This is a genomic window from Mycobacterium sp. FW102-FHT13B02 (assembly GCF_058790275.1).
Genome location: NZ_JBYTCM010000002.1, coordinates 229,433 through 255,659 on the forward strand (window position 1 = coordinate 229,433; position 26,227 = coordinate 255,659).

Consider the following 26,227-nt stretch of genomic DNA (forward strand, 5'->3'; position numbering starts at 1 on the left):
GGACGATCCGGCAATAGATAGGGTGGGAATCATGGGATTTCTGGACAAGGTGAAGGACCTGGCGGCGCAGAACGCCGACAAGGTCGAGGCCGCCATCGAGAAGGTCGGCGACATCGTCGACGAGAAGACCGACGGCAAGTTCAAGAGCGTCGTCGACAGCGCTCAGGAAGCCGCCAAGAAGGCTGTGGCCGGCGAGCAGCCTGCTGAGGCTCCCGCCGCGCCGCCGGCCGAGGGGACGCAAGAACAGCAGTAGTCATGGCAAAGCTCGCAAGTTCTATCGAAGTACCCCTGTCCCCGGAAAAGGCATGGGAGGCAGCGTCGGACCTCTCCCGGTACGACGACTGGCTGTCCATCCACCGCATGTGGCGGAGCACGCTGCCCGAGACCCTGGGCAAGGGCACGCAGATCTCGTCCGTCGTCGAGGTCAAAGGCATGCTGAACCGGGTCGACTGGACCATCGTGCACTACAACCCGCCGGGGTCGTTGACCCTCAACGGTGTCGGCAAGGGCGGCGTCCGGGTCAAGTTGATGGCCAAGATCACGCCGGCCGAAGCCGGTTCGAACGTGGCGTTCGACGTCCACCTTGGTGGTCCGGCCCTGTTCGGCCCCATCGGCATGGTGGTGGCGGCCGCGCTGCGGTCCGACATCCACCACTCGCTGGAGAAGTTCAAGGCGCTGTTCGCGTCGTTGTAGACCCCGTCCGAGCGCAAGAAGGTGGCGAGAATCTTCGAGATTCTCGCCACCTTCTACCGTTGGCGGCTCCGCGATGAGTTTTCGGCGGGGTGCTTGTCTGTACCGATGACCACCCCGTCACTCGTCTAGGGAGAACATCATGGCCACTCGTACCGCAACCCCGCTGGGCGCACCCGTCTGGATCGACCTCGCCACCTCCGATGTGGCCGGCGCCCAGGCGTTTTACCGCGCCGTGATGGGTTGGGACTACGAAAACCCGGGAGCCGACTACGGCGGTTACGTCAACGCCCGGCGCGACGGCCGCTACGTCGGCGGCATGATGGCCAGCGACCCGGATTGGAACGCCCCCGACGCCTGGACCGTGTACCTGCACACCGCCGACATCCAGGCCTCCATCGACGCCGCGGTCGCCGCCGGCGCCACCACCTGCATCCCGGCCATGGAGGTGCCCGAGAAGGGCTGGATGGCCATGCTCACCGACCCGACGGGCGCCTTCTTTGGACTGTGGCAGCCGACCGGGCACCAGGGCTTCGAAGCGTACGAGGAAGCCGGCGCCCCGGTGTGGTTCCAGCTCACCACGACGGACTTCGCCAAGGCCGGCGAGTTCTACACCGCGGTCTTCGGCTGGCAGCTCCAGATCGAGTCCGACACCGACGAGTTCCGCTACAGCACAGCCAGCTTCGACGGCACCCCGTTGATCGGCGTGATGGATGGCACGGTCATCCCGGGCCTGGATCGTTCCACGTGGAACTTCTTCCTCGGCAGCGACGACGTCGACAAGACCGTCGAACTGGTGATCGCCAACGGCGGCTCCGTGGTGCGCGCCGCCGAGGACACCCCGTACGGGCGGCTGGCGGCGGTCACCGATCGCACGGGTGCGGCGTTCAACCTGTCCTCGCTGAAGGACTGATTGCCGAGCGTGAAGACGATGGCGGGAATGGTCGCGATCCTCGCCATCGTCTTCACCTTGGACGCTGCTCGATCTCAGACCCGCGCAGCGACTCCCAGCACTGGTCACACGCCAGTTCGGCGTGGAATTCCTGCGTACACCGCGAGTGGGTGAGGATCACCGCTGGGCCTTCCGGCGCGGTGAACCACCGCTGCGCCCAGTCGAGCGCGGTGACGATGATCGGCAGCACCGCCAGCCCCTTCTCGGTGAGCCGGTATCGGCCGTCGCCGGCCGCCATCACGTCATTGGCCACCAGGATCTGCAGCCGGTCGGCCAGTGATCCCGGTGGGGCGCCGAGTTGTTCGGCGAAATCGGTGAACCGGGTGGTCCCCACGAACGCGGCGACTATCGTCGCGAACGCCCATCGATTGCCGAGAATGTTCATGGTCTGGGGGAACAGATCGGCTTGGGCGCTGCGATCGCCGTGCGAGCGCCGCCGGGTGGCCGACACCGGCATGGAACGTGGCCACGAGCCGCTCGGGCCCCATTGCGCGACAAGGCTTTTCTCGTCGGCCAGGCTGCCGCAGGCGCGGCAGGTCAGGGCAGGGGAGAACTCCTGGCCGCACAGTCCGTGCCGCATCGCAGGAAGGTCGTGCTCAGGCACCCACCGGCTCTCCCAAGCCCAGATCGACACCAGCACCGGCCAGAGCGACCTGCCGCGTCCCGTGAGCCGATACTCATGGCGCGGCGGATTCAACTGGTAATCAACGCGGTTCAGCAGCTCGGCCGCGGTCATCATGCTCAGTCGCCGGCTGAGCACCGAGTTGGAGATCGGCAGCCGGTCGGCGAACTGCGCATAGCGGGTAGCGCCCAGTAGGGCCTGCTGGGCGATCAGCAGGGTCCACTCGTCGCCGAGCAGCCCGAGCATCCGGCCCACTGCATTGACATCCGGGCCGGGCGCCATCACTCGCGCCAGCGCCGCAACTCCGAGCCGGCGGCCCAGGTGGCGTGCGTGCCGCTCGATACCCGTTCCGGCAGTTGGAGTTTGCACACCGGCCCGTCGGAGACCCGCGCTGCGTCGAATACCAGGCAATAGGATTCGTCGGCGTTCATGTCAGTGGTGATGGTGACCAGGTAGCCGTCGTCCTCGCCGACGCTGCCGACACGCGGTGCCATGGCCGTCTCGCTGCCGAACACGCCGTCGTCGAACGTGAATCGTTGTTCGGATCCGGTGCGCAGGTCGTGCCGGACCAGTCCGTCGAACAGGAACCAGCCGGATTTCCCGGTTGCGGCGTAGGTGTAACGATAGTCGCGGCCCGCGTTGGCGGAGTTGATCATCCCGAATTCGGTGATGCTGTCGGACAATTGCTCCTCCCGGGTCTGCCCGGTGGTGAGGTTGAACCGCCAGCGGTGCAGCCGCGTCTGCATGCCGTCGAGGGACAGACCGCGAAAGACGCGCTGCCACTTGGGATCCATGCCGTTATCGAGGCCCACGCTCGGCGCGGGCTCACCTTGGAAGAACCCGTCGAGCGCAATCTCATCGCCGTCCTCGTAGGCATTGGTGAAGTGCAGGACGTAGGTGCTGTCTGCTTCGAACCAGCGCACCTGGTCGGCGGTCCCGCGCCGCGGGAGGACGGCGAACCGCGATGGGAGGTCCCGGTGCAGGCGTGGGATGTGCGCGTTGTGCTTCAGCAACTCGGCATCCCAGAACAACGGAAAGTCGTTGAGAATCACGTAGTTTTCGGTGAACGCCATATCGTGGGGCAGCCGCGGCCCCGGTAGTTCGACGTCGACGTAGTGCACCAGCGCGTTGTTCTCGTCGACGACGCCGTAGTGCAGGTACGGCGCCTGCTTGCCGTAGTTGAAGAAGAGCAGTTCGCCGGTGTGGTCATCGGACTTCGGGTGCGCCGACACCCCGAGGTCGGTGGGGAAGCCGCCGCGCCAGTCCTCCTTACCCAGGTTGTCTCCGGTGTACGGATCGATGCGATACAGGTCGCCGCACTGGTAGAAGCTGGTGAGCGCCATGCCGCGGTGCACCGTCACGTCGGTGCTCGAGGCGTCCTTCATGAAGGTGCGGGCGCCCCAACCGTGTTCGCGTTGGGCCAGTTCGACGGGCTCGGCGATGCCGGGCCACAGCGGGCCACCCGCCTCGATTTCGGCGAGCAGGCCGTCGGTGCGCACGAACCGGTTGCGGTAGAAGGCCTTTCCATCTCGGAAGCCCACGATGTGCAGCATGCCGTCGCCGTCGAACGGATGGTAGAACGTGAATGCCGGGTGCAGGGGGTTCTCGGTGTTGCGTAGGTACACCCCGTCCAGGTCGGCGGGAATTTCGCCTTCGACGGCCAGTAGGTCGTCCGCATCCCACTCGGTGGTCTGTGGTCGCCAGGCTCCGGTGCGGTACGGGTGGTCGTCATCTTCGGGCAGCGTGGACAGGTACTTCGCGATGACGTCGGTGTTCATGAGACCTCCTGGGCGGACCCGATGACGAAGCTGACGGTGGTGGCGGTACTCCCACCGAAGTTCAAGGTGCCGAAGGTTTTTGCACCTTCGACCTGGTAGGCGCCGGCGGTGCCGCTGACTTGCTTGGCGGCATCGAGCAGCATGCGGACTCCTGACGCACCAACCGGATGCCCGCCGCCGATCAGCCCGCCGCTGGGATTGACCGGCAGTCGCCCGCCGATCTCGATGTCGCCGTTCTCGATGGCTTTCCACGAGTCGCCGGGGCCGGTCAGACCCAGGTGGTCGATCGCCAGATACTCACTGGGCGTGAAGCAGTCGTGTACCTCGACGCCGTCGAGACCCTCAAGGCCGATTCGCGCCCGTTCGAATGCGTCGAGGGCGGCGCGGCGCACGTGGGGCAGGACGTACGGGTCGGCGGCGGAGCGGGTGAGCTTCTGCTGCAACCCCAGTCCGACGGTGCGGTGGCCCCAGCCGTCGATGCGGGCGATGGGCCGGACCGCGGGGTGATTACGCCGGTAGGTGTCGTTCACCAGGACCACGGCGGCGCCGCCGTCGGTCATCTGGCTGCAGTCCAACCGCCGGATGCGGCCCTCGACAGGCGGATTGGACCGTGGATCAACCGACCAGGACCTGGTTTGGGCGTTCGGGTTGGCCTTCGCGTTGGCGTAGTTCAGCCCCGAGATCGCGTCGAGGTGGATGTCGTCGAGACCGTAACGGCGGTCGTATTCGTCGGCCACGAGGCTGAACATGTATGGCCACATGAATTTTGCGTCCGTGCCCTCGTGGCCGGCCCAGGCCGCGGCGCCGAGATGCTGCGCGGCGGTGTCCCCGGGCACGGTTTTCTCCAGCTCGACGCCAAGGACCAGCGCGCTGTCATATGCGCCGGAACGCAGATCGGCCATCGCCGCCAGGGTTGCGACGCTGCCGGATGCGCACGCTGCCTCATGCCGGCTCGCGGGGGTGTCCCAGAACCCCTCGTCGACGGTGGCCGGCATGGCGCCCAGGTGACCTTGCGCGGTGAACATCTCGCCGAATGCGTTCGCGACGTGGACGACGCCGATATCGGCGGCCCGCATCTTGGCCGCGGTCAGGGTTTCGCGGACCACCTCAGCGGTCAGGTCGGCGAAATCCAGACCTTCCCGGTGCAGGTTGCGGGCGAAATCGCTCTGGTAACCGCCGAGGATCCAGACGTCCATTGCCGGCACGTTACTACAACTAAGAGAGTGACTGAATACCTCGATGAGATGCGCTCAAAAAGTTCCGGGAAAAGTGTCGTAGTTCCAGGTGCTCGGGGCTCCTACCGATATGAACATCCATTGGCGGCACCAGCACCGGGCAGCTATCACCTTCGGGCCGACCTACGAGATCGTCGACCAGCTCCACGATCGCCACGCTGTGGGTGTCACCGCAGACCGCGTCGCAGCGACCGTCGCCGGTTGGCTGGCCGAGCTGGACGTGCAGAGCCCGCTCACCGAGGAACTTGCCCGCGCGACTCAGCGGGGCGACTGGCCGACCACCCACACCATCTGCGACCAGCTGTCCATCGACCTGATGATCGCCGCCTGACCGTGGCGTTACGTCGCCCGCTGGCCGGTCAGCAGCGTATCGATCAGTTCGCGATACGGGCCGACCAGATACGCGGTGTCACCCGCGCACAGCTGGGTGTCGCGACGCGGCCTGCGATGAGTGGCGCCATCCCGGGTGATGGCGATGACCCGGATCTGCGTCGGCACGTCGGCCATCCGCATGCCGTCGAGCGCGCTGCCCGCGTCGACGTGGACGCCGCCGACGGTGAACGACTGCTGGCCCACCGAGAACGTGCCCAGCACCTGTAAGCCCATCGCCGCACCGACGAACCACGGGGTCGCCAGCTCGACCGTCGACCGGACATGGCCGAAGCCGAAACGCTGGGCCACCGCAGCCCCGAGCGTGCGGTCATAGATCCGCAACACCAGCGGGACATGGGGGCGGTCGATCTCGGGCAGCATGCGGGTGCTGAGCATCTCGCGCAGCACGATGCCGGTCTCGATGTTGACCATGTCGTCCTGGGTCAGCACCGCAACGGCGCGGGCCCGGTCCAGCCGCGCCAGCTCCAGCGTCTGCCGCAGGGTGGCGTCGCCGAAGATCACCGGCACGTCCAACTGCGCGGCCTGCGCCAGGTACCGGCTGGACTCATCGAGTTCGATGACGGCGACGTCGTAGCCCGCTGCAGTCAGGTCGCTGACGACGCGGATACCGAACGAGCCGAGCCCCACCACCACGACGTGGTTACGCAGGTGCTGGACCCGCCGGCGGCTGGATGAATTGCCGAGGCGACGGGACAGCAGCGCGTCGGCCACGAACGCGACCAGGATGGCCGTCGTGGTGACGCCGGCGAGCATGAGTCCAATACCCCACAGCCGCAACCACGTTGGTTGGTGCAGGAAACTGAAGTCACCGTAGCCGACCGTCGCAATGGTCTCGGTGGAGAAATACAGCGCATCGATCCAGCTCATGCCGGTCGGGTTGTGGTACGCGAAGCGCAGCAGCACCGTCGACCCGAGCAGCAGCGACGCCGACGTGCCGAGGGCCCACCAGAAAACGGGGTTGATGTCGTCGCGGATGACCCGCAGCGCGTCGATCACCCGGCGTGGCCATGGGCGGTATGTGCGGCTGGTCAATGGGCGTGGCACCGTGATGCCGGCGTCCGCCAATTCCTCGGCGGTGCCGATCATGGCGGTCCAGTCCCCGGCGTGAACCTTGAAATCCCTTCCAGGACAGGGTGTCACCTCACCGGGGGACTCTGAGTTCTCACCGCCGATGACGGCGACCGGGGCGAGGTCGCCGAACATCTCCCGCAACGTGGCGTCGCGCGGGGCATCGGTGCCGGAGATGACGAAATCCACCCCGGCCACCGAGATGGTGTGCGTGGTGCGGGCCAGGCAGGCCTCCACGACCGAAGGTGCTGCGAGGTCGGCGACGTCGAGGACCGCACCGGGACCGTTGTCCTGGGCGACCGCGGCGCGCAGCACGGTGTTGGCCAGCCGGGTCACCACCCGGACGGTGGGGTTGACCTGCCTTGCCAACAGCGCGATTTCGAGGTTGATGGCGTCGTCGTCACCGGCACACACGATGGCTGCGGCGCTGGCGACCATGGCCTGCTTGAGGCCGGCGGGTTCATGGATCGCCACTACCGTCGCGCCTGCCGCATGCAGCCCCTCGGTGATGCGGTTGGCCAGCGCGTCGGTACCGCAGACGATGACGTGCCCCTCCATAACCCCTACCGACCTGCCGGAGTGAGCGCGAAGTCGGCGAAGTCGAAGCCGGGCACCACGACGCAGCTCACCAGGGTCGGCTCGTCACCTGCATTTCCCCGTCGCTCCGCTCGCCTGGGCTGCGGCCGGGCGCGCTGCCAGTGGCCGGGCGGGACCAACGCTTGCGGCTGCTCGCCCGCCGCGACATCCGCGCCGAGCAGCACAGTGTCGGCGGTGGTTCGGTCGGCCCCGACCTCCAGCAGCAGCGGACTGCCCCGGTGGAACAGCCACAATTCGGCGCTGTGCACGGTGTGCCAGGCGGACTGTTGGCCGGGCATCAGCAGGAACAGGATTGCCGTCCCGGCGCTGCGCGGGCCGGAATACTGCGCGGGCAGCGCGGACTGCGGGATGGTCAGCTCGCTGCGCCAGGTCTCGCGGTACCAGCCGCCTTCCGGATGCGGCGACAGGTCCAGCTGCCGCGCCCAATCGGGGAGATCCGTCATGGCACTTGAGGCTACGGCCCAATGGCGGTGTCGGCTGATCGATACGCTCATGTCATGGAACGGTTGCGGCCCGCCTGGATCGTGGCACTGTGCGCGGTGGTGCTGCTGGTCAGTGCCTGGCTGCCCTGGCTGTCGAGCCCCGTGGGGCACGCGAACGCCGTCGGCGGCAAGGTCGGGCACATCACCGTCCCGCCACCGGGTTTCGGGGTCGGCCAACTGATGGTCCTGCTGTCGTCGTGCCTGCTGGTGGCGGCTGCGATGGCCGCGCGCCGGCTCTCTGCGCGCGTTGCTTCTATTGTGGCCCTTGTGCTTTCGGCGGGGTTGGCCGCGCTGGGCATCTGGTATCACGTGCTGTACGTGCACAGCCCCGTGGTCGCGTCGTACGGGTTGTACGTGGGTTTGGCGGCGGCCGTGCTCGCGATCGTGCTCTCGGTGCTGGCCTCGGTCGTCGCCTGGCGTTCGTGATGGGGTTCGTCGAGCCGGTGGTGCTGACGGGACAGCGCTGGGTCTCGTTGGAGCCGCTGACCGAGGATCACGTGCCGGAGATCGCCGAGGCCGCCGCCGATGGGGACCCGGGCCGGTTGTGGTTCACGTCTGCGCCGTCGCCGGCGACCGCGGGGGAGTGGGTACGGACCCGCTTGGCCGTGCAGCGGCCCGATACCGGCCTGGCGTTCGTCGTGCGCTCGCTCGACGGCCGGCTCATCGGGTCGTCCAGCTACCTGAACGCGGACGGTCCCAATCGGCGTCTGGAGATCGGTGCCACCTGGTATGTGGAGTCGGTTCGGCGCACCGGGGTGAACACCGAAGCCAAGCTGCTACTGCTCGGGCACGCTTTCGAAGCGCTCGACTGTATAGCAGTGGAGCTCCGAACCCACTTCTTCAACACGGCGAGTCGCGCGGCAATTGAGCGGCTCGGAGCCAAGCTCGACGGGGTGCTGCGCTCGCATCAGTTGCTCAGTGACGGCTCCCGGCGCGACACCGTCGTGTATTCGATCCTCGATCTCGAATGGCCGGCAGTGCGGAACAACCTGCAATTCCGCTTGAACCGGTAGCGCACCCCGAGTCAGTGATCAGCATCTCTTGAGCAAAACTTGACAGTTTGCCAAGCCATGTTTTTGAATTTGTGTCTAATCGTGACCGAATTGTGATTTGATCAATGCATCGGTTCGTTCGCTTGATCGGGGGGACGGATGTACGCCATGAGCTTCAAGTCGTATGTGGGTGGCACGCTGGCGGCTGCTTTGATCGTCGCCGCAGGGGTACTGACGGCGCCACCTGGCAACGCCGATTCCCCGGTATTCGTCGACCCGACCGGCTACGGACAGCAGTCCGGCCAACCCGTTGGCCAACAGTCTTCCGGTCCCGCCCGAACCATGGGTGCGGTTCAGGCCTCGAACTCCGGCGGGCCCGGTCAATGCACTTGGGGTGCACTGCAAAAGGCCTTCGAGAACGTGGGCTATTACCCGGACATCCACGGCAACGCCAAGCTATGGGCCGACTCTGCCCGGTCTCGTGGCTGGACAGTCGTGGACGAACCGCAGGCCCGGTCCATCGCGGTGTATCCGTCCGAGTTGCCTGGCGTCAGCGAGTACGGGCATGTGGCCTGGGTGAATTCGGTGTCCGGCCGCTCGATCAACATCACGGAGATGAACAACGAGTCGCACGGTGGCCCGTTCGCCTGGTGGACCCGCGACACCCAGCACATCCCGGGGATGAGCTACATCCTGCTGCCGTGAGTCGTCATCGGGTCAGGGTCGCAGAGTAGAACCGATACATGGGCAAACCCGCGTTGATCGCAGCGTATGTGCTGGCGATGATTTCGGTCATTTTCGGCGCCGACATTCTGCTGTTTCGTCACCATTTTTGGCCTCGTCTGATGGCTAACATCGGGATCGTATTGATCTTCGGTGCGTGCTATCTGCGATTCATGACCTCAACCGACTGACGGTGCTGTCGTCAGCCCCCTTGGCGATTGGTGTCCTTGATGAACAGTTCGTCGCGAATATCGAAGTCGACATGTTTTGCGGCAGCACTGATGCTGGTCGGCGCGGTCACCACCATCCCCACATTCGCGCCCGCCGCGCGCGCCGACGATCACGCCTCGGCCTGCCCGGCAACGGGTCCCGGACGAGGCGCCTTCCCCTTCCCGGTAGGGCAGGAATCACTGATGGTGGCGGGTACGCCAATCTCGGCCCTCGTGTGTCGCTATGCGGCGGACAATGTGGCCGACCAGGGCCAACACCTGGTGGGGGCCGCGGTGATCGATGGGGCCCGGTTGTCCGCACTGGTCGCGGATCTGAACGCGGTGGGGCCCAACATCGTCGTCGGGCGGATGAGCTGTCCCTACGACGACGGGCAGCAGGATCTGTTCATCATCGACCGGGCCGACGATGATCCGGCATACGTCACCGTTGACGTACTGGGCTGCTCGGTAGCGTCGAACGGGACGTTGCGGTCCATGTTGCGCGGAACCGCCGATAGCCCAGGCGAGCGCGTCCGCGCCGCACTCGCCGCGGCTGTCGGTCCGCCCGCCCCACCCCAGCCGTCAACCTCATCGACGACACGCCCGAGTCCGCCCCGGTAACTTTCCCGCTGCCCGGTTGCCTTTCTCGAAAGTCATTGGAAGAGTTCGATTTCGATCGTTCTGGGGACTCAAAAGCAACACCATCGCGCCGTTGCCTTCGGACACAGTCAAATTCGTGCTGTCATCTGTCGCAGAACGGCTACGATTCAGGTGGGAGAGGGGATCGCGCGAGGTTCGGCCGCAGTCGCTCATTCCGGTCTCGTCCCTGCACGCTGACGCAGTGTTGTCAACGCCTGCAGGCGAACACGACGCCCTCAAGCGCTAACGCGCCGTAGTCAGGGGAAGTCTTGTGAGCAAATTTACCGAGACCATGTTCGCCAACGCACAGTACAGCCTCAAGGGCATGGTCACCGGCGAGCCCGATTCGCCAATGCGCCGTACCTGGATCGAGGTACATCACCGGGCGAGGAACGTCGCGGGTGGGCTGGCGGCGGCCGGGGTCGGACGTGGCGATGCGGTCGCGGTGCTGGCAGGCGCCCCAGTCGACATCGCTCCGACCTCGCAGGGGGTGTGGATGCGCGGCGCGAGCCTGACGATGCTGCATCAACCCACCCCGCGCACCGATCTGCAACGCTGGGTCCAGGAAACCACCGCCGTCGTCAACATGATCGGTGCGAAGGCTGTGATCGTGTCCGACCCGTTCCTGCCCGCCGCGCCATTGCTGGCGCAATTGGGCATGCAGGTGGTAACCGTCGAGCAGCTGCTCGACGGTCCTTCGATCGATCCACTCGACACCGCCGACGACGACGTCGCGTTCCTGCAGTTGACGTCGGGATCCACCGGACCGCCCAAGGCGGTTCGGATCACGCACGCAAATTTCGTCGCCAACGCCGAGGCGATGTTCGCGGGCGCCAAAGTCGACACGGATTCCGATGTGATCGTGAGCTGGCTGCCCTGCTTCCATGACATGGGTATGACCGGCTATCTCGCCGTGCCGATGTACTACGGCGTGGAACTGATCAAGATAACTCCGATGGATTTTCTGCGCGATACGTTGTTGTGGGCCAAGCTCATTGACAAGTACAAGGGCACCATGACCGCCGCCCCGAACTTCGCTTACAAGTTGTTCGCCAAGCGGTTGCGTAGGCAGGCCACACCGGGCCAATTCGATCTCTCCTCGTTGCGCTGGGCGTTGTCGGGCGCCGAGCAAGTGGAGGCCGCCGATGTGGAGGATCTATGCCAGGCCGGGGCGCCGTTCGGGCTGAAGCCAGAGGCCATAGTGCCGGCGTACGGGATGGCCGAGACGACGGTGGCGGTGTCGTTCACCGAATGCGGCGCCGGGATGATCGTCGATGAAGTCGACGCCGATCTGCTCGGAGTTCTGCAGCGGGCGGTGCCGGCGAACCGGGGCCGTACCCGGCGGCTGGTGTGTCTGGGCCGGCCGCTGCGCGGCATTCGAGCACGCGTCGTCGATGAGGACGGCAGCATCTTGGCGGCCCGCGGTGTCGGCGTCATTGAGGTGTGCGGTGAGCCGGTAACACCGGGGTATACGACGGTCGCCGGATTCCTCTCGGCTCAAGACGACCAAGGCTGGTACGACACCGGAGACCTGGGCTACTTGACCGAGAACGGCAGCATCGTGGTGTGTGGCCGGGTCAAAGACGTCATCATCATGGCGGGGCGCAAGATCTACCCGACGGACATCGAGCGAGCCGCCGCCCGCGTCGAGGGAGTGCGGCCGGGCGGTGCGGTAGCGGTGCGATTGGACGCCGGGCAGTCGCGCGAGAGTTTCGCCGTGGCAGTCGAATCCAAGAGTTGGCGTGAACCACCCCAGGTGCGGCGCATCGAGCGGCAGGTGGCACACGAGGTGTTCGCCGAGGTCGATGTCCGGCCGCGCAACGTGGTGGTGATCGAGCCCGGAGTGATCCCGAAGACGCCGTCGGGCAAGCTGCGGCGCGCGCATGCGTTGGCGCTCGTGAACTGATCAATGTGCGGGGTGCCGGCAGCCAAGGGCGGCGTGTTCCCCGCGAGTGTCGACTTCCGGCCGATCCGCTGCATCGGATGCTATTCATCAAGGATGCACGAATTCGTCAGCTGGTCTCAGGCTGCGCCAGTGACTCACCACATGTGGATCGTGGTTGCCATCATGGCCGTTGCGGTCGGCCTGTTTGTGTGGGGGCGTCCGCGCGCAGACCTCGTCGGCCTACTGGTGGTGGTCGCGTTGATGATCAGCGGGGTGCTGACACCGGCCGAGGCGCTGGCCGGCTTCGGCTCGCCGGTGGTGATTCTGCTGGCGGGAATCTTCATCGTCAGTGCGGGTTTGGTCAACACCGGGGTTACTCAGCGCCTCGGCGAGTTCATCGTCAAGGTCGGTGGCCGCAGCGAATCCCGGCTCGTCGCGTTGGTCATGGTGTTGGCAGCCGGCATTGGCTCGGTCATGAATTCGTCGGCGATCGTCTCGATGCTGATTCCGGTGGTTGTCACGATCACGGCGAAGACGGGGCTGAATCGCAAACGGATGCTGATGCCGTTGTGCGTCGCGGTCATGATCAGCGGCATGATGACGTCAATTGCGTCGTCACCCAACGTCATTATCGAGGGGCTACTCACTCAGCGGGGCATCACTCCAACGCTCGGGTTCTTCGGATTCACGCCGTTCGGTGTGGCCGCGCTCGCCGTGAGCGTCGTGTTCATGTTGGTGATCGGTCTCAACCTGTTGAGCCGCAACCGAACCGGATCCGCCGACGCCGAGGGCGCGTCCACCTTCGACGTGCTCGAGTCCTACGGCCTGAAGACGCGGTGGCACTTGCTGCACGTGTCAGCGGACTCGCCGTTGGTCGGGCAATCGGTTGCCGCGCAACGAAACTTACTGCGCGACCGCTATGGACTCGATCTCCTCGGCTTCGAAAAGCGCGACCGCGGCACTCCGCGGTATCTGTCGCCACAGCCCGAAACCATCTTCGAGGCAGGCGATCTCGTCTTCACGCTCATCGACGCGGAGCAGACTGCCGCGGTAGCAGCAGACCTTCGTTGCCAGGTCACCGGTCCGCGCGCCGAGGACGAGCGCCGTGAGGTGCTGCAGATCGCCGGCGTCGCCGAGGTGATGCTTGCGCCGGAATCGAAGTCCATCGGCAGCACGCTCGCCGACCTGGACCTGGCCACCGCGCACAGGGTGACGGTGTTGGCCATCCGGCACCGCGGCCGATCGATCACCGAGGACTTACCTGGTCGCACGCTCGACTTCGGTGACGCACTGTTGGTCGGCGGCAGTTGGGATGACATCGAGCAGCTCAGTGATACCCGCCGGAATTTCATCCTGCTGAACATGCCCACCGAGTATCAGGAGCGACTGGTGGCGCCGGGCCGGGCGCGGGCTGCGGTGGCAATCCTGGTTGCCATGGTTACGTGTATGGCGCTCGGCTGGCTTCCCGGCGCCGCCGCGGCACTGCTCGCGGCGCTGGCCATGGTCGCCGCGGGCTGTGTCCGCGTCGACAGCATTTACCGGTTGATCAGCTGGAACACCCTGGTCCTGATCGCGGGCATGTTGCCGCTGGCCACCGCGTTGGCCAAGACCGGGACGACGACGCTCATCGCCAACCATCTGGTGCAGACACTTGGCGACCTCGGGCCGTCCGCGATGCTCGCGGTGGTGTTCCTGGTGACGGCGGTGGTCGCGCTGTTCGTCTCGAATTCTGCGACGGCGGTGCTCATCGCGCCGGTGGCCATCGAAGCGGCGCAAGCGTTGCACGTCTCGCCGCAGGGCTTTGCGATGACGGTCGCCATCGCGTGTTCCGCCGCGTTCGTCACCCCGGTGTCGTCGCCGACCAACATGCTGGTGATGGAGCCCGGCGGCTACAAGTTCGCCGACTACGCCAAGGTCGGCGTGCCGCTTCTTGCGCTGACCATGGTGATCACGGTCGTCCTGGCCAGGCTGATCTACCTGCCGGGTTAGGTTGCGGCAGCTGTTGCGCCGACGGGTCGGGTAACCCTTTCGATCGTCACGCTCATCGGCTTGGAGTCGGGTCGGAATTGTCGCTGGCTCGAAGACGGGCATTCCACAGACACTTCTTACGGAAGCGTCAATAATACGCGGCGTGAACGTATTGGCCGTCCTGGCGCTCGCCGGAGCATTCGTCATCCCGGCGGCTCCACCGTTGCCGCTCGCGCCGTCATCAACCTGCCAGCCGTTGACCAATCGCGGCAATTGTTACCAGTCCGGCGAGTTCTGCCGTAGTAGAGACCACGGCGCAACGGGCGTTAGCGGTGACGGGGGAAAGATTGTCTGCACCAACAATGATGGTTGGCGCTGGGAGCCGGCCTCCTAAGCCACATGAAACCGCCCCCGTTGAGTGGTGACGGGCGTCGAGTTGCGGTGTCAGGGGTGTTTGTCTGCATTTCTGCATCCTGTTTGGGGAGGCGGATTGCACGAATCTCGCACCGAACTGCATAAACGCAGGTCAGATGGTGCCCCCGGCAGGATTCGAACCTGCGACACCGGCTTTAGGAGAGCCGTGCTCTATCCCCTGAGCTACGGGGGCGGGGACCTATCGAGATAGGCACTGAGAACCCTAAGGGACAGCCCATGCTATTCGGCGGACGGCCGATCGGCGGAATCGGGCTCCTGATCGGGCCGCGTTCGTCGTACCGATCGATCCATCGATGCCGTCGGTACCGGATTCAGATGGTCCGTTTCAGCCCGACGTGGGCGGCGCGGTACCCGAGCCGGTCGTAGAACGCTCGAGCCCGTTCTCGTGCCTCGTCAGTGGTGACCTGCGCGAGTTGAGCTCCGTGAGCCCGTCCGTAGTTGTGTGCCCACTCGACGACTGCGGTCCCCAGGCCGCGTCCGCGTTCGGCGGCGGCCACCCGTAGTCCCTCGATCTGCAGCCGGGTGGAGCCACCGCGGGAGAGCCCGGGAATGACCGTCAACTGCACGGTTGCGACAATCACGCCGGAACTGTCCCGGACCACCCCCAAGTAGTTCGAACGATCGCGCACCACGACGTCATAGGCAGCCTCGTACCGCTCCAACTCGGCGCCTTCGCGATCCTCGCCGAATTCGTCGTCGGACAGCAGTGCGGCAATCGCAGCCACGTCTTCGCGGGCCGCCCGCTGAATGCGAAATGTGCGATCGGCGACCCGGAGCAGACCGCGCACCGAGGATTGCGCCAGCGCCTGCAGGCGCGCCACCAACAGGTCGAGCCAGGCCCCGACATTCGTCCGCGCCTCGGGGGTATCGGGATAGCGACAGCGCAGATGCAGGCCGGACTCGTTTTGGATGAACCAGAGCATGACGCCGTCGGTGTCGATGGTGGCACCCACATATTGAGCGTCGAGTCCGACCGCGTCGATGCGCACGGGGAGGCGGCGCAGATCCAGCCAGGAAATCGCGAACATGCCTGGCGCCATGGGCATTCCGCCCCAGGGCGCCAGTATCTCGGCCAGTGGCCATGAGCCGAGTTGCACCGCTTCCCTGACTGCGTCGGCTGCGGCCCCCGGCTCGGCAATCGCTGACTCGAGGACAGAATTGGTGATGAACCAACCCACCGAGTCGTGCCAAGTGTCTTCGAATCGACTGTGTACCGGGAAGACCGCCCGCAGCGGTGCATCCGCCAACTCGCGGGTGACGGCAGTCATGGCAACCACTGCGAGGGCGAGCGTCGACACGCCGTCGTCGCGGGCCTGCACGGAGAACGCGGCGCCGTCGTCGACATCGAACACATCGCGCACTTCGACGCGCTCCGGATGAGTTCGAGAGTCACCCAACGGCAGCGGAAACCGTGGCATCACCCCGCCGCTTTCGCTGATGATGTGTGCCCACCGTGCGCGCACAGGTTCCGGCGCTGTAGGACGGTCCAGCAGTGCTTGCGTGTGCTCGACGAACGCCGGGACCGAGGCGGAAGCGAATGGGCGGCCGGCGAGCGCCGCCAGTAGGTCCCGCGCGATCACCAGCATCGACCACATGTCGACGTGGGCATGGTCGGCAGCGATGACCACCGTCAATCCGGCGGCAGTCTCCAAAACACACAGCCGATGCGAGGGCCGCTGAAACGGTGAACACGTCGCGTTGAGTACGGCCTGCAGCGCGTCGTTGACCGCCTGCCCGGGAGCGATCTCATGCTCGACCCAGCTGCCGGGGCTGACGTTGATCTCGTACAGCTGCGGGTCGCCGTCCGGGCCAGGGGTGAAAGCGGTTCGTAGGGTGCCGTGGCGTGCGATCACCGCCAGCCACGCGTCCGCCAGCGATTCGCGGCTGACGGCTGCAGGCAACCGAATGGACAGGGCCATCCAGGAGCCGGGCCGGTCGCCTGCGCCAACGTGTATGTGCTGGTCGAAGGACACCGGAAGCTGCCGACCGAGGCCAGACGACGACACGTCGTAGCCCCAGAGTCGTCCGAACGGCAGCCGCAGGTGCGCCACGTTGGTGAGTCGCATGGCGGTACCCTAGCGCTCCGGATAGCCTGAATGCTCGGTCAGCGCGGTCGGCTCCGCGGCGAGGTGGCCGGTCATGAAAAGAGTTGCGTGATGCCCACTTTCGTGGTCCCCGGTGCAGAGCTTGCGGTCGAACTGAGCGACGAAGGTGGCCATCCGGTAGTTCAGTTGCACGGGCTGACGTCCAGTCGCGCGCGTGACCGAGTGCTCAACCTCGACCTCGGTAGAGGACTCAACGGGACGCGGTTGTTGCGCTACGACGCCCGCGGTCACGGCAAGTCGACGGGCCGAAAGGTCCCGGAAGACTACCGATGGGAGAACCTCGCCGAGGACCTACTGCGACTGCTCGACCAATGGTTTCCAGGTGAACGGGTGCACGGAGTCGGGCCGTCCATGGGAACCGGCACGCTGCTGCACGCTGCTGCCCGTGAGCCGGACCGCTTCGCAGGTCTCACGCTGATGGTGCCGGCCACCGCATGGGAGACCCGGGCGGCACAGGCCGCGAATTATGTTGCCGCGGCGGAGCTTATCGAAACCGAGGGTGTCGGGGCATTCATCGCTTCGGCGCGCGGCGTGGTTCCGCCCCCCGCCACGGTCGGGGCGCCCGAAACGGTTCCCGATGTCGCCGATGCGCTGCTGCCGTCGCTGTTTCGTGGTGCCGCTCTCAGTGATCTGCCGGCCCCTGAGGCCCTCACCCGCATCGATGTGCCGACCACGATTCTGGCTTGGATCGGCGACGCCGCGCACCCGTTGTCGACCGCGGAATCGCTTGCCGCACTGATGCCGCAGTCGACGCTCACCGTTGCCCACACCCCGGGTGATGTCCAGACTTGGCCGAAGATCCTCAGCGACGACGTCGCCCGTCGTGGCTAGGCGGTCGGGTCAACGCTGATAAACCGCAAAGGCGGTGAGCCCCGCCCCGAACTGCGGTGACGAGATGTGAAGTGCGGATATCTCCGAGTATTTACGTAATTGCAGAATCGCCCGTTCGGGGCGCCGAATTCCATGACCATTTCGGAGCAAATGTCAAATCGCAGCAATCGTGGTAATGACGTTCTCTGGTTGTCTACACTTCCGTCGAAATGTGTGAATTTGACATGAAAACGTGCGATCCCGTCGATGTCGTGCGCCAACTCGACACGACGGGTGTCGCACGGGTAGCAAACGCAGTCCAATGGGACTGGGTAATTGATTCTCGGGCCGAAATCGATCGCTGGCTGGCCGCGTTCGGTGAGCGCGACCATTTCGTCCTGTCGCCGCAGGAAGGGCACCTCGAATCGATTCACGCGTTCATGGGCAGCGACTCAGTTCGCGAATTTCTCGACAACATCGTCCGCCAGCAGTTCCCGGACCGTGCTCATGAACTGGCCGGGACCGCCGTGCGTATCGTGGCCGGGCCGCACGCCGACGGTGATGCCTGGTGGTTCCACTACGACGCCAGCGTCGTGACCATGGTTGTCCCGCTGTTCATCCCCGACGCAGGACCGGGCCAGTCGGGTGAGCTGGTCGGCTACTTCAACAAGCGGCCGTTCCGTCGTTCGGTGATGGTCAACATCGTCGAGAAGATCGTCCACCAGAGTGCATCGTTCCGGCAGCGGATCCTGGAAAGCCTCGGCCGCCCCGGCGGCCCGACCGTGGTCGACATGAATGTCGGTGACGTGTACCTGTTTTGGGGCTACCGCAGCCTGCATGCCAACATGCCGATTGCCTCAGGGCAGCGGCGGGTCACGTTGCTCATTCACTACGGCCAGCCGCACGCGCCCGGCGGGGTATTGGCGGCAGCGAGGCGCCTGCATTGGGCGTGGCGCGGGCGCGGTGACGCCGCGGACCAGCCGGCCGCCGCACGGGCGTACTGACCGCCGTGGTCCGCGGCTCGCTGGAATTTAACGGCAGGTGTTGGCGCTGACCCAGCGCCCGTTCCAGCCCACGCAGCCCTGGACGGGCGGCGGCGGGGGAGGCGGCGGCGGCATGTCCTCGGGTAGCGGTGCGTAGTACGCCGGCGGCGGCGCGTACGGAGCGACGGCGCCGAAGTCGGTGCATCCGCTGACCGTGATGCGGCGTCCGGCGCCGAAGCAGACGTCGGCACTCGCGGTGCCTGCGGGGATGACGGCGAGCAACCCGGGTACGGCTGCTGTGGCCAGCGCGGCGGCGATCAGCCGACGACGGGGGCGTAACGGGGCGGTGGACATCATTCGCCCAGCAGCGGCGCGTCGGGCTGTGCCAGGCCGCAGCGTTCCCGGAAATCGGTCATGGGCTGACGGATTCCCCGAAGTTCGTCGTGCGCCTGCGGGTTTGCGTCGAAGAAGGCGCGCACGTCTTTGGCGACCTCATCGCGCGGCTTGCCCTGCAGGCTGGCGTAGAAGTCGTTGACGGCCGGGTGGGTGAACAGGTAGGCGGAGGCCGCTGCCGCGACGCCCGAAGCGACACCGGCCAGGTCCGCGGGAGTGCAGTTGGGTGCCTTCGGTGCATCGGCCAGCGCCTGACCCGACGTCGGCAGGGCGACGGCCATCACGGCCATTGCGGCTCCTGCAGCAGCCACGACCGCCCGCTGGGCGACCGATTTGGTGAACACCATTGCCGTAATCCTTTCCGCAGTGCCAATTCGCGCCGGTTGACCACCAGACACAGCCGGACTGTAGCAGGCAGATTGACCCCGCCGACATTTTCTGCAGCAGTGCGGGCTACATCCGCATACGGTTGCTGGATTGCGTTCTGCTGACTTGCCGGGCAGGTGTTCACGATCGGTTACGGCAAGGGAAGCTCGCGGCGGCTGACCACCGCTTCGTCTGTGGAGGCTGCGAGTAAGGTCTATTATCTGCGTATGAATGCAGGTAACGAGGTGCCGGCACCCCTCGCCGACGACCAGGTGCGGCTGGTGGTCGAAGTGTTCCGGATGCTCGCCGACCCGACGCGCGTCCATCTGTTGTGGGCGTTGAGCGGTTCCGAGCTGTCGGTCAACGAACTGGCCGAGCGGGTCGGCAAGCCGGCCCCATCGGTGTCACAGCATCTTGCGAAGCTCCGGATGGCCCGCCTGGTGCAGACGCGCCGTTCCGGGACGTCGATCTTCTACAGCTTGGAGAACGAGCACGTCCGCCAATTGGTGGTGGACGCCGTCCACAATGCCGAGCATGCCGGACCCGGTGTCCCGGCGCACCACCGGCAGGATCCCGATGTCCGGAATCTGGATGTGGGTACGCGAAAGGTCCGCCGACAGTGAGTGGGCCGCACCATCACGGTCAGGGACATCCGCACGACCACGGTCATCCTCACGACCACGACCACGGGCATTCCCACGGCATCTGGGGCACGGTCAAGGGGATCTTCGCGCCGCACTCGCACGACGCGGCGGACAGCGTGGACAGTGCACTCGAATCGAGCGCGGCCGGCATCCGGGCGGTGAAGATCAGCCTGCTGGTGCTGGGACTCACCGCGCTGGTGCAGATCGTCATCGTGGTGGTATCGGGGTCGGTCGCGCTGGCCGCCGACACGATTCACAACTTCTCCGATGCCCTGACCGCGGTGCCGCTGTGGATCGCATTTGCCTTGGGTACCAAGGCCGCAACCCGCCGCTATACCTATGGCTTCGGCCGGGTGGAGGACGTCGCGGGGCTGTTCGTGATTGCCATGATCACACTGTCAGCGATCATCGCCGGGTATGAGGCGGTGCAGCGATTGTTCCACCCACACGTCATCGATCACGTGGGTTGGGTGGCACTGGCCGGGCTCGTCGGCTTCCTCGGAAACGAGACCGTGGCGGTCTACCGCATCCGCGTGGGTCGTCAGATCGGTTCGGCGGCGCTGGTCGCGGACGGCATCCATGCGCGTACCGATGGGTTCACCTCACTGGCGGTGCTATTCGGCGCCGCCGGCGTGGCGCTGGGATATCCGCTGGCCGACCCGATCGTCGGGTTGATCATCACGGTCGCGATCCTCGCCGTGCTGCGCACCGCGGTGCGAGATGTGTTCCGCCGCTTGCTCGATGGCGTCGATCCGGCACTCGTGGACACCGCTGAGCGGTCCCTGTCGGCCGAACCGGGGGTGCGCTCGGTGCACAGCGTGCGGATGCGCTGGATGGGCCACCGCCTGCATGCCGACGTCGAACTCGACCTCGATCCGGAACTCAGCCTGGCGCAGGCCCACCAGATCGCCCACGACGCCGAACATCACCTGGTCCACGCAGTGCCGAAGCTCACGACGGCGCTGATTCACGCGTATCCCGCGCACTAGAGCCGAATCGCACCGAGCTGGCGCAACTGGGTCAAGGTGTCGACCACACCCCAGACTTCGGCGATCTGCCCGTCGGTGAACCGGATGACGAATATCTCGTCGTACACAACGGCTTTCCCTGTGGGTGCCAGGCCGCGGTACTCGCCACGGTGCGTTCCGGTCACCGTCTGGCGCGAGGCGATCTTGTCATGATCGACGATGGTGTCCTCGACGATGACGTGGATGTCCGGGAACGCTCGCAGCAGCAGGCGCCATATCTGCTTCATCGTTTCGGGGCCGGAACTCGCGGCCAGCGGCGAATGGACGACGGCGTCGGGCAAGAAGATCTCATCGATGGTGCTCACGATGTCGTCGATGTCACCGCTGTTGCAGCTGCAGTGGAATCGTTCGAAGGTCGCGACGTTGGTGCTCGTGGGTGTCGTGGACACGCGTTCTCCTCGCCTCGCTGATTACGTCGACCGCCGCAAGGACGGTTGGACGACGGCGTAGCCGGCATCGGCACTGATGCGCCCCTCGGCGACCGCTCCGAGCAACCCGACCAGTCCCCACGATAGGAAGGTGGCGTCCGGTTCGTCCATCTGTTGGTCGGAGAGGATGTCGGCCACCATTTGGCGGGCCCCGCGGATCACGACCGCGCTGCTCTTCGGGCCGAGCAAGGTGCGGTACACCTCGGGGTGGCCTCGGGCGAGGTCGAAGAGTGTGCGCACCGAATCGGAGTTCCGCTCGGCTATCGCTGCCCGCAAGTATTCGGTGCCACTGACCACCAGCAGGTCGTCCTTGCTGCGGTAGTGGGCATAGAACGTCGAGCGCCCCACATCGGCGCGATCGAGGACATCCTGCACGGTCACCCGGTCGTAGCCATGCTCGATCATCAGCTCGATCAGCGCACGGTGCAAAGTGGCGCGGGTGCGTCGCACCCGGCGGTCGTTTCCGGACACTATGCCTCCAGATGTGCGGAAGGGAACGGATCTGGCCAGTTTGATCCTGGTGGCTCAACAGTTTTCAACTGATCATGAACTCATGTTCCGAATTGAACAAGATGCCACGGGCCTGCTGATCACCAACCCGCGCGGGTACCGTAGGTTCACCGCCGTGTTCTTCGGGGGCAGACGTCGCCACGACGCGGCAGTGGCGGCCGCAAGCGGCGCGAGCGCGGGTCACCGAGCGCTGGATATCGCCTGTGGCCCAGGGGCATTGGTGGCGGCCCTGGCCGAGCTCGTGGGCCCGGGCGGCGAGGTCCTCGGCGTGGACGCCGCGCCGGCGATGGTCGAGTATGCCCGCGCGCACTCGCGCCGATCGAACTGCCGGTTCGAACACGGTGTCGCGCAAGCACTTGACCTGCCGGACCGCTCGTTCGACGTGGTCACCTGCACCTTCGCGATGCACCACATCCCGGAAGGCGACCGGGACGCAGCCATCGCCGAGATGTGGCGGGTGCTGCGCCCGGGCGGTTCCCTGCTGCTGGCGGATCTGGCGAACGTGGGTCTGCACGGGCTGTTGACCCGGCTCCTCAGCAGGCATATGGATCCAGAATCCATCGACATCCGCCGCTATCGGGATATGTTAACAGACAACGGTTTCCAGCAGGTGGGGACAGCATTGATTCGGCCTGCGACGCGCATCCTCACCGCGGCCAAGCCCGCTTGACGCTTTCAGCTGTCCGGCTGGAATTCCCACAGTTGTGGTGTGCCAGTGCCGCTGTCGGCGAGCGCCAGGAAGACATGACCGCTATCCGGGTCGACGGCAGGGGTCAGCAGGTCAGCCGGCGTCGCCCGCACGGTCCGCCAGCCCCAGTCGCAGGTGCTCGCTGTGGTAGACGGCCTCATCCAGCAGTTGCGCGACGTGATTGTCGTACAGCCTGTAGACGATGCTGCGGCCACTGCGAGTGCCCGTCACGAGCCCGAGGTTGCGCAGCAGCCGGAGCTGGTGGGAGACGAGGGACTGTTCCAGTCCGATCGAGTCGGCGAGGTCGGTAACGGAGCAGGCGCGTTGGCGCAGCTCGGTGAGGATCATCAACCGGCTCGGGGTGGCGAGCGCCTGCAACGTGGTGGCCACCTGCGCTGCGGCGTCGGCGTCGAGACGCCCGGTCGGGCGATCACGCCCCTCGACACCATGTCCCATCGCCCCAGTGTACTAAGACGCACACATGAAGACGTATTCATTTGTTCTGATAACGTTGGTTGCATGCTTTTGCGAGGTGCGTCGTGGCGACGGTGACTCAGGCGGACCGTCCGGCGGCGGCCGGTGTGGCGGTGAACCGCTTGCGCCGGGGTTGGTTCATCCTGCCCGAGATACGCTGGGCTGCAGTGGCTTTGGCTATCTTCCTGGTCGGGCTGCTGGTGCAGCTGACCGGCGGGCCGGTGTGGGTGTGGTGGGTGCTGTATCTGGCCTGCTACGTGACCGGCGGCTGGGAACCGGCGCTGGCCGGATTGCAGGCCCTGCGGGAAAAGACCCTCGATGTCGACCTGCTGATGGTCGTCGCCGCGATCGGTGCGGCGTCCATCGGTCAGGTCACCGACGGCGCTCTCCTGATCGTCATCTTCGCCACCTCAGGTGCCCTCGAAGCGCTGGCGACTGCACGTACCGAAGATTCGGTCCGAGGTCTGCTGGACCTCGCCCCCGACACCGCGACGCGCGAGACGAGCAGCGGCGAGCAGGTGGTGCCTGCCGCGGAGTTGGCCATCGGCGACGTGGTGCTGGTGCGGCCCGGGGAGCGGATCTCCGCCGACGCCACGGTGATCGACGGCGCCAGCGAGGTCGACCAGGCGACCATCACGGGCGAACCGCTACCGGTCGACAAGGGCGTTGGCGACGAGGTATTCGCCGGAACCCTCAACGGCACGGGGGCCTTGCGGATCCGGGTGGACCGCCGGGCTGCCGAATCGGTGGTCGCACGTATCGCGGCGCTGGTCGAAGAGGCGGCGCAGACGAAGGCGCGTACCCAGCTGTTCATCGAGAAGGTGGAGCAGCGCTACTCGATCGGCATGGTCGCCGTCACCCTCGCGGTCTTCGTAGTCCCTCTGCTCGCGGGCGACTCGGTGCGGGAGGCGTTGCTGCGCGCCATGACCTTCATGATCGTCGCGTCCCCGTGCGCGGTGGTGCTGGCCACGATGCCGCCGCTGCTGGCGGCGATCGCCAATGCCGGACGTCACGGCGTGCTGGTCAAGTCGGCGGTGGTGATGGAACAACTCGGCGCGACGACCCGGGTGGCCTTCGACAAGACCGGAACGCTGACGCGTGGCACCCCGGAACTCGCACAAATCCACGTCCTGGCAGGTGATTTCACCGAGGAACGCGTGCTGACGCTGGCGGCGGCGGCGGAGCATCCCAGCGAGCACCCGGTGGGTGCGGCCATCGTCCGTGCGGCGCAGGCACGCGGCCTGGCGCTGCCGCGCGCCACCGACTTCGTGGCAGCACCCGGCCGCGGGGTCCGGGCCACCATTGACGGCCGGGTGATCAGCGTGACTTCTCCCGCGGCCGCTGCCGATGGCGCGGCGGCAGCAGCAGTCGAACAGCGTGGCCACACCGCGGTGGTCGTGACGGTCGACGGCCGCACTGCCGCTGTCCTCGGATTGACCGACCAACTGCGCCCTGACGCCGCGATGGCGGTCGCGGCTGTCACGACCGTGACTGGCCGGGAACCGGTGCTGCTCACCGGCGACAATCACTCTGTCGCAAGACAGTTGGCCGACGCCGTCGGCATCGCCGAGGTGCGCGCCGGACTGCTGCCGCACGACAAGGTTGACGCGGTCCGGGACCTGCAGGCCGATGGCAGCCGGCTGGCCATGGTCGGTGACGGCATCAACGACGCGCCCGCACTGGCGGCCGCGAATTCCGGTATCGCGATCGGCGGCGCGGGCGCCGACCTGACGTTGCAGACCGCCGACGCCGTCGTCATCGGCGACGAGTTGCGTGCCATCCCGGCCGTGATCGCGCTGTCCCGCCGAGCCCGCCGCGTGGTGATGGCCAACCTGGCCATCGCGGCGACATTCATTGCGGTGCTGGTGGTCTGGGACCTGGTCGGAACGCTGCCCTTGCCCTTGGGCGTGGCCGGCCACGAGGGTTCGACGATCATCGTCGGGCTCAACGGACTGCGACTGCTGCGGCGTGGCGCGTGGGGTGTACCCACCGGGTGACGCGCTGCCGGCAAGGCGAAGGAGCTGTGAAACCGGTCCGGCGAGTGGTCGATCAGACCAGTTCGGGCACTCGCAGATGAGCGATCGCCAGCTCGAACTCACAAATATCGACCAGGCTGCCGCCCAGCTGGGCGAGCTTCTCGGTACGCAGCGCACTGGCCTGTTCACGGTTGTTGTCCAACGCCGTGGCGTTGTCGAACGTCACGGACGACACGGCGCGTCCCGAGGGCTTGTCGAGCAGAAGGCTGGCGCTGCAGAACCCCTCGAGTTTCTCCACGGCCGGCAGTACCAGCGTCCGGTAGAAGTCGGTGAGCAGGTCAGCCTGGTGTGGTTCGACCGAGAGCCAGGCAACCCGAAGACACGCGCCCTTGGGCGAGCGGTGATCGCGGTGCAGTGCCGTGACCTCCCACTCGTTCACCTCCCGCCGGGTGCCGTGGAGCAGCTCCGCTGCCCGTTCCCCGAGCGGCCGTGCGGCGTGCGCCGTCAAGTGCATCACCGCTTCGGACTCCCACGCGCTGGTGGCGATGCAGCGTCCGAGGCGCCGGTCCACCATCAGCGACATTCCTGCCGCCCCCAGCTCTTCGAGGGCGGGCAGCACGGTGTCGTGCATGTACGCAATACCGGCATCGATCGATGCCGGTTCGGCTTGAAACGTGGTTGAGCGTGCGTACACCAAGCGCTCCTCGGTTACGGCAGCGCCCGGTGGCGCTGCTGGTTCTTCCAACAGCGTCCCCTGTCGCCCCCGGTGGCGTACGGACTTTGCCGGAATCCACAGATTGCGTTAAGGAGCGAGCGTGGCGGTGCCAAACCAATGGCAAAGCAGCAGCGCGACTTCCACGTCGATGCGGTCTTCATCGACGGGCCGGCCGCGGCGCCCGGTGGCGCGCTGTACGCCGTACTTCACTGGGTTTGACGTGCAGGTGAAGGAGGTCGGCACTGGATTCGCGGTTCGAGCTGTTGCGTAGGAATCCGCGAAAGGCGTCTCGCGGGCGTTCGTCGCTGTCGGTCTCGGAGGCCGGTGGGCCGAGGATGTGGCAAACTCACGGTCCCGTCGCCGGCCATTTCGGAGTGCCCCCAGGCTGAGCGCTGCCTGTCTACCTGGGGATGTGGGTGCGACCCGCGACTGGCTGAAA

The 26,227-nt window shown here is 66.1% G+C and carries 29 protein-coding genes and 1 tRNA gene; 17 read left to right on the forward strand and 13 right to left on the reverse strand.

The genetic code is table 11. The features are described from left to right. The first annotated feature begins 31 nt into the window (after positions 1–31). The 3 genes from AC3WTE_RS03990 (at position 32) to AC3WTE_RS04000 (ending at position 1,603) form a co-directional block, all read left to right on the forward strand. Positions 32–253 (forward strand): antitoxin, encoded by a 222-nt coding sequence (locus AC3WTE_RS03990; RefSeq protein WP_492435834.1) that lies wholly within the window; start codon positions 32–34, stop codon positions 251–253. Positions 254–255: 2 nt separating this feature from the next. Then, positions 256–693: a type II toxin-antitoxin system Rv0910 family toxin gene (locus tag AC3WTE_RS03995; protein ID WP_492435836.1), complete on the forward strand. Its 438-nt coding sequence runs from the start codon at positions 256–258 to the stop codon at positions 691–693. A 139-nt stretch (positions 694–832) separates the two neighbouring features. After that, positions 833–1,603, forward strand: a complete 771-nt coding sequence (locus AC3WTE_RS04000) for a VOC family protein (protein ID WP_492435838.1) — start codon at positions 833–835, stop codon at positions 1,601–1,603. A 52-nt stretch (positions 1,604–1,655) separates the two neighbouring features. On the opposite strand, the gene AC3WTE_RS04005 is transcribed toward AC3WTE_RS04000, so the two are convergent. The 3 genes from AC3WTE_RS04005 to AC3WTE_RS04015 are packed head-to-tail and all read right to left on the reverse strand — an operon-like array spanning position 1,656 to position 5,238. Beyond that, positions 1,656–2,546: a winged helix-turn-helix transcriptional regulator gene (locus tag AC3WTE_RS04005; RefSeq protein ID WP_492435840.1), complete on the reverse strand. Its 891-nt coding sequence runs from the start codon at positions 2,544–2,546 to the stop codon at positions 1,656–1,658. Beyond that, positions 2,546–4,042 carry a carotenoid oxygenase family protein gene (locus AC3WTE_RS04010; RefSeq protein ID WP_492435841.1) on the reverse strand — a complete coding sequence of 499 codons (1,497 nt, stop codon included), beginning with the start codon at positions 4,040–4,042 and terminating at the stop codon, positions 2,546–2,548. The genes AC3WTE_RS04005 and AC3WTE_RS04010 overlap by 1 nt, the downstream gene beginning before the upstream one ends. Further along, positions 4,039–5,238 carry an acetyl-CoA acetyltransferase gene (locus AC3WTE_RS04015; protein WP_492435842.1) on the reverse strand — a complete coding sequence of 400 codons (1,200 nt, stop codon included), beginning with the start codon at positions 5,236–5,238 and terminating at the stop codon, positions 4,039–4,041. Before AC3WTE_RS04015 ends, AC3WTE_RS04010 begins: the two co-directional genes overlap by 4 nt. Positions 5,239–5,347: 109 nt before the next feature. Here AC3WTE_RS04015 and AC3WTE_RS04020 point away from each other — a divergent pair, with 109 nt between their 5' ends. Next, positions 5,348–5,608 (forward strand): hypothetical protein, encoded by a 261-nt coding sequence (locus tag AC3WTE_RS04020; protein WP_459368291.1) that lies wholly within the window; start codon positions 5,348–5,350, stop codon positions 5,606–5,608. A gap of 8 nt (positions 5,609–5,616) precedes the next feature. On the opposite strand, the gene AC3WTE_RS04025 is transcribed toward AC3WTE_RS04020, so the two are convergent. Together AC3WTE_RS04025 and AC3WTE_RS04030 are read right to left on the reverse strand one after the other, a co-directional pair. Next, on the reverse strand, positions 5,617–7,296 hold the full coding sequence (locus AC3WTE_RS04025; protein WP_492435844.1) for an NAD-binding protein: 1,680 nt from the start codon (positions 7,294–7,296) through the stop codon (positions 5,617–5,619). Positions 7,297–7,301: 5 nt separating this feature from the next. Beyond that, positions 7,302–7,778, reverse strand: a complete 477-nt coding sequence (locus AC3WTE_RS04030) for a cupin domain-containing protein (protein ID WP_492435845.1) — start codon at positions 7,776–7,778, stop codon at positions 7,302–7,304. A gap of 54 nt (positions 7,779–7,832) precedes the next feature. Between AC3WTE_RS04030 and AC3WTE_RS04035 the strand changes: the two genes are divergently transcribed. The 7 genes from AC3WTE_RS04035 (at position 7,833) to AC3WTE_RS04065 (ending at position 14,254) form a co-directional block, all read left to right on the forward strand. Further along, positions 7,833–8,243 carry a hypothetical protein gene (locus tag AC3WTE_RS04035; protein ID WP_492435846.1) on the forward strand — a complete coding sequence of 137 codons (411 nt, stop codon included), beginning with the start codon at positions 7,833–7,835 and terminating at the stop codon, positions 8,241–8,243. Further along, on the forward strand, positions 8,240–8,830 hold the full coding sequence (locus AC3WTE_RS04040) for a GNAT family N-acetyltransferase (protein WP_492435847.1): 591 nt from the start codon (positions 8,240–8,242) through the stop codon (positions 8,828–8,830). The genes AC3WTE_RS04035 and AC3WTE_RS04040 overlap by 4 nt, the downstream gene beginning before the upstream one ends. Before the next feature lie 147 nt (positions 8,831–8,977). After that, positions 8,978–9,514 (forward strand): CHAP domain-containing protein, encoded by a 537-nt coding sequence (locus AC3WTE_RS04045; protein ID WP_492435848.1) that lies wholly within the window; start codon positions 8,978–8,980, stop codon positions 9,512–9,514. A 38-nt stretch (positions 9,515–9,552) separates the two neighbouring features. After that, on the forward strand, positions 9,553–9,723 hold the full coding sequence (locus tag AC3WTE_RS04050) for a hypothetical protein (protein ID WP_492435850.1): 171 nt from the start codon (positions 9,553–9,555) through the stop codon (positions 9,721–9,723). A 39-nt stretch (positions 9,724–9,762) separates the two neighbouring features. After that, the gene (locus AC3WTE_RS04055) at positions 9,763–10,362 is read left to right on the forward strand and encodes a hypothetical protein (RefSeq protein WP_492435851.1); all 600 of its coding nucleotides are present in this window, start codon (positions 9,763–9,765) and stop codon (positions 10,360–10,362) included. 289 nt (positions 10,363–10,651) lie between these two features. Further along, positions 10,652–12,286, forward strand: coding sequence for a fatty acyl-AMP ligase (locus AC3WTE_RS04060; protein ID WP_492435852.1), 1,635 nt, complete (start codon positions 10,652–10,654; stop codon positions 12,284–12,286). 129 nt (positions 12,287–12,415) lie between these two features. Next, positions 12,416–14,254: an SLC13 family permease gene (locus AC3WTE_RS04065; protein ID WP_492435854.1), complete on the forward strand. Its 1,839-nt coding sequence runs from the start codon at positions 12,416–12,418 to the stop codon at positions 14,252–14,254. A gap of 510 nt (positions 14,255–14,764) precedes the next feature. Here AC3WTE_RS04065 and AC3WTE_RS04070 read toward each other — a convergent pair. Together AC3WTE_RS04070 and AC3WTE_RS04075 are read right to left on the reverse strand one after the other, a co-directional pair. Next, positions 14,765–14,840: transfer RNA gene (locus AC3WTE_RS04070), tRNA-Arg, on the reverse strand. A 139-nt stretch (positions 14,841–14,979) separates the two neighbouring features. Next, a complete protein-coding gene (locus AC3WTE_RS04075; protein ID WP_492435855.1) occupies positions 14,980–16,734 on the reverse strand; it encodes a GNAT family N-acetyltransferase in 1,755 nt (584 codons plus the stop codon). Between the two features lie 90 nt (positions 16,735–16,824). Between AC3WTE_RS04075 and AC3WTE_RS04080 the strand changes: the two genes are divergently transcribed. Together AC3WTE_RS04080 and AC3WTE_RS04085 are read left to right on the forward strand one after the other, a co-directional pair. Beyond that, positions 16,825–17,604: an alpha/beta fold hydrolase gene (locus tag AC3WTE_RS04080; protein WP_492435856.1), complete on the forward strand. Its 780-nt coding sequence runs from the start codon at positions 16,825–16,827 to the stop codon at positions 17,602–17,604. Positions 17,605–17,813: 209 nt separating this feature from the next. Further along, positions 17,814–18,587 (forward strand): hypothetical protein, encoded by a 774-nt coding sequence (locus tag AC3WTE_RS04085; protein ID WP_492435858.1) that lies wholly within the window; start codon positions 17,814–17,816, stop codon positions 18,585–18,587. A 27-nt stretch (positions 18,588–18,614) separates the two neighbouring features. Here AC3WTE_RS04085 and AC3WTE_RS04090 read toward each other — a convergent pair whose 3' ends face one another. After that, on the reverse strand, positions 18,615–18,920 hold the full coding sequence (locus AC3WTE_RS04090) for a hypothetical protein (protein WP_492435860.1): 306 nt from the start codon (positions 18,918–18,920) through the stop codon (positions 18,615–18,617). After that, complete coding sequence (locus AC3WTE_RS04095; RefSeq protein WP_492435862.1) at positions 18,920–19,306, reverse strand: heme-binding protein; 387 nt, start codon at positions 19,304–19,306, stop codon at positions 18,920–18,922. Before AC3WTE_RS04095 ends, AC3WTE_RS04090 begins: the two co-directional genes overlap by 1 nt. A gap of 246 nt (positions 19,307–19,552) precedes the next feature. On the opposite strand from AC3WTE_RS04095, the gene AC3WTE_RS04100 reads away from it, so the two are divergent. Then, positions 19,553–19,948, forward strand: coding sequence for an ArsR/SmtB family transcription factor (locus AC3WTE_RS04100; protein WP_492435864.1), 396 nt, complete (start codon positions 19,553–19,555; stop codon positions 19,946–19,948). After that, positions 19,945–20,958, forward strand: a complete 1,014-nt coding sequence (locus tag AC3WTE_RS04105) for a cation diffusion facilitator family transporter (RefSeq protein ID WP_492435866.1) — start codon at positions 19,945–19,947, stop codon at positions 20,956–20,958. Before AC3WTE_RS04100 ends, AC3WTE_RS04105 begins: the two co-directional genes overlap by 4 nt. Here AC3WTE_RS04105 and AC3WTE_RS04110 read toward each other — a convergent pair. Both AC3WTE_RS04110 and AC3WTE_RS04115 read right to left on the reverse strand, forming a co-directional pair. Next, on the reverse strand, positions 20,955–21,386 hold the full coding sequence (locus tag AC3WTE_RS04110; RefSeq protein ID WP_492435867.1) for an ester cyclase: 432 nt from the start codon (positions 21,384–21,386) through the stop codon (positions 20,955–20,957). The genes AC3WTE_RS04105 and AC3WTE_RS04110 overlap by 4 nt on opposite strands. Before the next feature lie 21 nt (positions 21,387–21,407). Then, positions 21,408–21,896: a TetR/AcrR family transcriptional regulator gene (locus AC3WTE_RS04115; RefSeq protein WP_492435868.1), complete on the reverse strand. Its 489-nt coding sequence runs from the start codon at positions 21,894–21,896 to the stop codon at positions 21,408–21,410. A gap of 82 nt (positions 21,897–21,978) precedes the next feature. Between AC3WTE_RS04115 and AC3WTE_RS04120 the strand changes: the two genes are divergently transcribed. Further along, positions 21,979–22,605: a class I SAM-dependent methyltransferase gene (locus tag AC3WTE_RS04120; protein ID WP_492435869.1), complete on the forward strand. Its 627-nt coding sequence runs from the start codon at positions 21,979–21,981 to the stop codon at positions 22,603–22,605. A 111-nt stretch (positions 22,606–22,716) separates the two neighbouring features. On the opposite strand, the gene AC3WTE_RS04125 is transcribed toward AC3WTE_RS04120, so the two are convergent. Beyond that, positions 22,717–23,079 (reverse strand): ArsR/SmtB family transcription factor, encoded by a 363-nt coding sequence (locus AC3WTE_RS04125; RefSeq protein ID WP_492435871.1) that lies wholly within the window; start codon positions 23,077–23,079, stop codon positions 22,717–22,719. 83 nt (positions 23,080–23,162) lie between these two features. Here AC3WTE_RS04125 and AC3WTE_RS04130 point away from each other — a divergent pair, with 83 nt between their 5' ends. After that, positions 23,163–25,094, forward strand: a complete 1,932-nt coding sequence (locus tag AC3WTE_RS04130; RefSeq protein ID WP_492435873.1) for a heavy metal translocating P-type ATPase — start codon at positions 23,163–23,165, stop codon at positions 25,092–25,094. Between the two features lie 52 nt (positions 25,095–25,146). Here the strand turns inward: AC3WTE_RS04130 and AC3WTE_RS04135 are convergent, their stop codons facing one another. Next, complete coding sequence (locus tag AC3WTE_RS04135) at positions 25,147–25,767, reverse strand: hypothetical protein (protein WP_492435875.1); 621 nt, start codon at positions 25,765–25,767, stop codon at positions 25,147–25,149. Positions 25,768–26,227 lie beyond the last annotated feature (460 nt).